Source organism: Deltaproteobacteria bacterium, assembly GCA_016874735.1.
GTDB lineage: Bacteria > Bdellovibrionota_B > Oligoflexia > Oligoflexales > CAIYRB01 > CAIYRB01.
On sequence record VGTI01000116.1, the window covers coordinates 1 to 5,763 of the forward strand.

The following is a 5,763-nucleotide window of genomic DNA, read 5'->3' on the forward strand; positions in this document are numbered from 1 at the left end:
GGCCACAAAGGCGCCTGGTACAGAGAAATCCTGCCATTTAGGCAGAGAGTGGGTTGCGGAGGAGGACAGGTTGGCCCGGGAAGCAAACCCGGGTGCTGGGGCAATGGGGGTTGATTGTCCTACCATCGTGCGAAGTTAAGTGTGAAGACTCCTTGCGAGAGATTAACCGCCGCGAAGTCAAAATTCTGTCCTACGCGCGTCCCGCCAACATCTGCTGACCAAAACGAAGCCATGACATCGACTTGGCCAGACTGCGGTGCTCCTGATGCATCTGCTAGTCGTCCGGAGTAGGAGTAGGGATAAGTCGCTGCATCCTGTGCCAGTGCATGAGGCGTCAGGACAAGCGCGGCCCCAGAGCACAGGATAAGCTGCGCTGCAACCGCGACTTTGGTGCTAAGTCCCCGACCGCTCACGTGAAGCTCCGTGTTCCCAAGCTTTAAGCCTAGATACCCAAATGCAGGGTCGGCATGATCTGAGCTTAACATGAGGTGATTTTTGCGACGTCTCATGCCGAGCAAGAATCCCCTGTAGTTACAGGGGTATGACAGGCATCCGCGAGGGAGGTTAGACGCCGTTTTTGACGGGGATAAATATTGGCACAGATCCTGCCGCGGGTTCGTTAACAATTGAGGGGTAACTTTCCTCATATTGCGGCAGCGATAGCAGGTGCTGATTGAAACCACTATAACTACCTGCAATCGTAACCCTATCGAACCACCCCGAGAGTTCTTAGGGCTCCTCAGTCTCACGCTGCACCCGGTCCTGATACCACCCTGCTGACGTGCCACATTTTTCGGCAGCGGCACTTGCACTTTCCCTTCGCCGCTGCGCCGAGGCAGCGCGCTCGGCCTTGCGCATGGGGTCGCGTTTTATGAGTGAGTCATCTAGAGCTTTTGTGACGATGGCGGCATCGTTTGGTACGGTGCCTGCTGCTGCGAGCACCTCCCGTGCACGTTCCAGCATCGCAATCTGGTTTTTGGTAAGTATGTTCCTAACTTCGCAAACCTCTTCTTTGTCGAGCAGCTCGCCAGAAGGAGTTACGCGAGACAGAAACAGTTTGGATTCACGCCAGCCACCGACATCGGCTTTTTAGTTATGTCAGCGACCATCGCCAGGCCTGGCATCGCTGCGCCGGCGCAGCGTGTTTGGTCATGTGTATGAGATCGTGACTAGTTCGTAAGCGCCCAAAGTAAGAGCCTCTCATCTGCTGCGCCGACGCAGCGACTCTGATCACTATGACGCTCCGCGGCAACGACCACTCAACTTGACAAAGTTGCAGTGAGATCAACCGCGTGCGGGCACGAGCATTTGACACGTGAAAGAAGACTGCACGTGGACCGCAGCCTGCTGAGTCGCAAGTCAGGGTTCAGCTCCGCCAAAGTGACACGTTTCGGTGGCGCCAAATCTTAAATTTGGTAGTGTAACGTCACTTTTCCGCATTAGAGACTAAAGAATGTCCTGCGTGGGGTGCTCTGCGCCTCAGCTGGATTTCACTTGTCTCAGAACCATGAGGATGTGACGCATGATGTACAAATCCCCCAATAAACTAGGTTTGGCGACTGCTGGCCTAGTCGCTGCGATGGGAGCCGCACAGCTCGGCTCTTGCGCCTTTGCTGCCGACTCCCATCATCTCGCGAGTTATGTGGATCCATTCATTGGTACGGGGCCAAGCAATGCTCCCAATCCTGTCCCCGGCGGTACTGGTGGCAGCGTGTTTCCTGGCGCTACTGTTCCCTTTGGCATGGTCCAGTTTAGTCCGGACACACCGGCCGGCGAGCCTTCGGGCTATGGCTACAACGATCACGAGATCACGGGCTTTAGCTTAACTCACTTCAGTGGCGCTGGCTGTCGCAACTTCGCCGACTTGCCCATGACGCCGACGGTCGGGGTTGGCAACTCCGAGTTCAAGGTCGGCTTTTCGCATGCCAACGAAACGGCTCACGCTGGCTATTATCGTGTCACTTTGGATAATGGCGTACGCTCAGAGCTGACGGCGACGACGCGTACCGGTGCGGCACGCTTCACCTTCCCGACTGGATCCACTGCCAATAACCTACTGATTGATATCTGGCGTTCAGCTGCCGGCGTGCGTGATGCCGCCGTCAATGCAGTTGGTCCTCGCACACTAGAGGGTTATGTTGCGAGCGGCAACTTCTGCAATACCAACAACAAGTACACGCTTTACTTCACTGCTGAGTTTAGTCAGCCCTTCGCTCTTTCGACCACGTCCAGCCGTGGCGCACTGCTTACCTTTGCCGACCAAGGAGATCAGGCAGTAGAGATGCGCATCGGCCTTTCCTATGTCAGCATCGGCAATGCTCGCGACAACCTCGCCGCAGAAAATCCTACACACGACTTTGACAAAGTGCGTGGTGAGGCTGAGGCGACTTGGGACAAGTATCTCAGCCGCGTCGAGATGAGCGGCGACAATAAAGCGCAGCTGACCAAGTTCTACACCGCGCTTTATCACAGCTTTCTCCACCCCAACGTATATAGCGACATTAACGGCGACTACCGCGGCTTTGATGATCAAATCCACAAAGCTAGCGGCTATACTCAGTACGCTAACTACTCGGGATGGGATATTTATCGCTCGCAAGTGCAGCTTTTGGCCTGGCTGCTCCCGAAAGAGGCTAGCGACATGGCTCAGTCCTTGGTGGCTGCCGCCGATGAGTGTGGTGCACTGCCGAAGTGGTCGCAGGCCAACGGTGAGACTGGCGTTATGGTCGGCGATCCGGGGGCGTTGATCGTCGCCAATATTTACGCCTTTGGCGGCAAGGAGTTTGATACGTCCAAAGCTCTCGCGCATATGGTGCGCACTGGCACAGAGCCTGGCACAGCTTGCAACGGTGTTGTGATCCGCCCTGGGCTCAAGGACTATCTCGAGTATGGCTACATCCCCTACGGGGCAGAGAATATTTGGGGCTCGGTATCGACGACTCTCGAGTACCAAAACGCTGACTACGCCGTTGCACTTTTCGCCAAAGCGATCGGCGACGACAAGACCTCCGATCGCTTCATGAACCAGGCTATGCTGTGGACGCGTCAGTACGACGCTAGCACGAATTTGCTACGCCCGCGCAAGGCCGATGGCACCTGGCAAGGTACCGGTTTCGGTCCTTCGGCCACTGATGGCTTTGTTGAGGGTAACGCTGAGCAGTATGTGTGGATGGTACCCTATGATCCATCCAACCTCGTCTCTACGCTGGGTGGTGCTGAGGCCGTGCGGTCGCGACTCGACAAATTGTTCTCAAGACTTAACGCTGGTCTCTCGGATCCTTACTTCTATATGGGCAACGAACCCAACTTTGCTACGCCGTGGCTATACGCTTGGGCCGGTGCTCCTTGGCGTACGCAGGATGTCGTGCGTCGCATCATGGACGAGGCCTTTGGCACTGACGCCGGTGGACTCCCGGGTAACGACGACTTGGGCGCAACGTCATCGTGGTACGTTTGGAGTGCCTTAGGGCTTTACCCCATAACTCCGGGCGGCAATGGTCTTGTGATCGGAAGTCCATCGTTTGCCGAGGCCAAAGTGACTTTGGGCAACGGCAAGCAGCTTGTGATCAAGGGCCAAGGCGCACCGCAGCGCTATGTCCAAACGCTTCGCATTAATGGGCAGACGCAAGCACCCACTTGGACTACTGCTGATCAGCTGAACGAAGGCGGCGTGATGCAGTTTGAGCTCGGTGCGGAACCTTTGATGAATCACTAAGATTAGGTTTGAACTTGATAACGAGCTCCGATGGCATAGACGCCATCGGAGCTTTGTTGCTTTATGTACTAAGGAGTTGCGATAAAGTAACGGGAATGCCGTACAAGCGAACTTCACTAAACTGCATTACTTACTGCATTTGATGTCCCAGTCTAATTGTCCATCGTTCCACTTTTTCTTCTTCAAAAGCGTGTAGTCGCCACCGCAAAGGTCACGGGCCTTCTTATCAAAGTTGTCTTCGTATAAGTTGTCACCCCTAGTTCCGACGTGTAGGCGCAAGGAATAAAGGCCACTGCCATTATCGAAAACTTCAGGTTTATAAACCGTTGCGCATGCCGCGAGTGCTACAACAGCGATGGATAAGATAAAAGTTTTCATATGAATCAGTCCTCCAAGGGAAATGCACGTCTACATGCTAGGCTCGCTGCTGCGCCACCAGCGCCTCCACCGATTAATGCTCCCCATGGGCCACCAAGTACAGCGCCCCATGTTGCCAGTCCAGCAGTGACTATGATGATGCAATCATTGCGATCCTGAACTTTCTCGTTGTCGCGGGCGCTGATTGCCAATTCGAAGGCTTTGTCGTTGATGGCGTCAATCATGGCTTTAGCTGGGTCGTGAATTTTTGGTAAACACGCGTGCTGCGCACATCCGCCAAAAGGACGCGGCACGATGCATGCTTCGTATTGGTCATCCGGGCATGCAAAAACAGCGCTGGAAACAGTTAAAGTGCTTAACAGCAAAAATTTCCTAAACAAAATTATCTCCTTTTTTGTCTGAGATTTTCATTCATGCGGCGCCGCGTAAACTCGTAGTAACAAAACGCGAAAGCGCGTCAAAGTGCTATGTTGACAGGTGTAGGCGATTGTTCTACTTGTCGAGCACTTTTGAGGACCGATTGTTCAACATGTATGTTTAGGAGGCTGGAAATGGTTGTGCCAGAGCTTGGCCATCGCATGTCTGCTTACATTGAGGCAGGCAAAAACAGGTCGCTGCATAGGCTTGCCAAAGACAGTGGTGTCTCGTACATCACTTGCCGACGCATCATCCAGGGTGAGGTAAACACTGTAGCTCTGGAGAATGCGATCGCTTTGCTAACAGCTATGGGTGAAACTGACTCATCATCAATTTTTGCCTTGGTCGAGGCATGGTATCCGGAAGGTGGCAGGATTATCCGCGAATTCAACGAGAAAATTCAGGGTCGCCAATGCGCTCGCCAAGATTTGACGGATATGATCGCGGATTTCGCTGTTTGGCTCACTGTCTGTTTGGCCGAGCGCCCGGCCGGAGTCAAAAGGGATCACTTGGTGGAGATCCTCGGTAAGAAGACAGCCGAGTCAGCGATCAAAAAGCTTGATGAAGTCGAGGTTGTCGAGGATCGCGGTACCATGATTGAGCTGAAGGACAAAGATTTCGCTACTAGCGGCAATCCTGAGTTCATCCTCAACGAGATCGCTCATATGACGAAGGTTTATGAAGTTGCGAGACGTTCACAGCCAGGTCATTTGTTGTCGAGCGTTGTGACGGGTCTGAATCAGTCTGGACTCGAACGCCTGAGAGCGGTACTTAAGCAAGCAGCGATGGACGTGGCCGAGATCGCGAGCAATAGCAGATACAAAGGCGAGCAAGTTGCCTTTTGCGGCCTCATCAGCGGAACCATTATGAGCGACGAGGTTTCTCAATGAAAGTGTTTGTGATTACCATCATTGCATCCATGTTTGCGGCATCAAATGTGAGCTTTGCACACGGCGGCATTATTGTACGCACAGGCAAGGCTCAGGTTGAGAAAATTGAGCTTGTTTGCAGGGCGGAAATGCCTTGATTTACTGGGTCACGGCTGGGATCTGCTTTATCTTGCTGCTCTCAGTCCGTGACAAATTTCTTTGCTAACTACCCGTAAATACAAACAGATACTTCTCTGTACCAAAACCAATTCACCCACGGTCCACCGGGCGGCATGGGCGGGATGATGTACACATGTCGCTAGGCGACATCTAAGCTACTACGGCTCATGTCCCTTCCCCATCCTCAAACCTCGTGATCAAACC

General features: G+C 53.5%; 6 protein-coding genes. 2 read left to right on the top strand and 4 right to left on the bottom strand.

Features of this window, described 5'->3' with window-relative positions; all coding sequences use genetic code 11:
• Positions 1-119 precede the first annotated feature (119 nt).
• Positions 120-509 carry a hypothetical protein gene (locus FJ146_19130; protein ID MBM4254085.1) on the bottom strand — a complete coding sequence of 130 codons (390 nt, stop codon included), beginning with the start codon at positions 507-509 and terminating at the stop codon, positions 120-122.
• 220 nt (positions 510-729) lie between these two features.
• Positions 730-963 (bottom strand): hypothetical protein, encoded by a 234-nt coding sequence (locus FJ146_19135; GenBank protein ID MBM4254086.1) that lies wholly within the window; start codon positions 961-963, stop codon positions 730-732.
• Between the two features lie 559 nt (positions 964-1,522).
• Between FJ146_19135 and FJ146_19140 the strand changes: the two genes are divergently transcribed.
• Complete coding sequence (locus tag FJ146_19140) at positions 1,523-3,715, top strand: glycoside hydrolase family 92 protein (protein MBM4254087.1); 2,193 nt, start codon at positions 1,523-1,525, stop codon at positions 3,713-3,715.
• Positions 3,716-3,841: 126 nt separating this feature from the next.
• On the opposite strand, the gene FJ146_19145 is transcribed toward FJ146_19140, so the two are convergent.
• A complete protein-coding gene (locus tag FJ146_19145; protein MBM4254088.1) occupies positions 3,842-4,093 on the bottom strand; it encodes a hypothetical protein in 252 nt (83 codons plus the stop codon).
• 5 nt (positions 4,094-4,098) lie between these two features.
• Positions 4,099-4,473 (bottom strand): hypothetical protein, encoded by a 375-nt coding sequence (locus tag FJ146_19150; protein MBM4254089.1) that lies wholly within the window; start codon positions 4,471-4,473, stop codon positions 4,099-4,101.
• A gap of 171 nt (positions 4,474-4,644) precedes the next feature.
• Between FJ146_19150 and FJ146_19155 the strand changes: the two genes are divergently transcribed.
• Entirely contained in the window at positions 4,645-5,400 is a 756-nt protein-coding gene (locus FJ146_19155; protein ID MBM4254090.1) for a hypothetical protein, read from the top strand.
• The last annotated feature ends 363 nt before the right edge of the window (positions 5,401-5,763 follow it).

What these genes read in the sequence shown, in the direction of transcription:
- FJ146_19130 (MBM4254085.1), bottom strand. Translation starts at nt 509, where the DNA reads ATGAGACGTCGCAAAAATCACCTCATGTTAAGCTCAGATCATGCCGAC.
- FJ146_19135 (MBM4254086.1), bottom strand. Translation starts at nt 963, where the DNA reads ATGCTGGAACGTGCACGGGAGGTGCTCGCAGCAGCAGGCACCGTACCA.
- FJ146_19140 (MBM4254087.1), top strand. Translation starts at nt 1,523, where the DNA reads ATGATGTACAAATCCCCCAATAAACTAGGTTTGGCGACTGCTGGCCTA.
- FJ146_19145 (MBM4254088.1), bottom strand. Translation starts at nt 4,093, where the DNA reads ATGAAAACTTTTATCTTATCCATCGCTGTTGTAGCACTCGCGGCATGC.
- FJ146_19155 (MBM4254090.1), top strand. Translation starts at nt 4,645, where the DNA reads ATGGTTGTGCCAGAGCTTGGCCATCGCATGTCTGCTTACATTGAGGCA.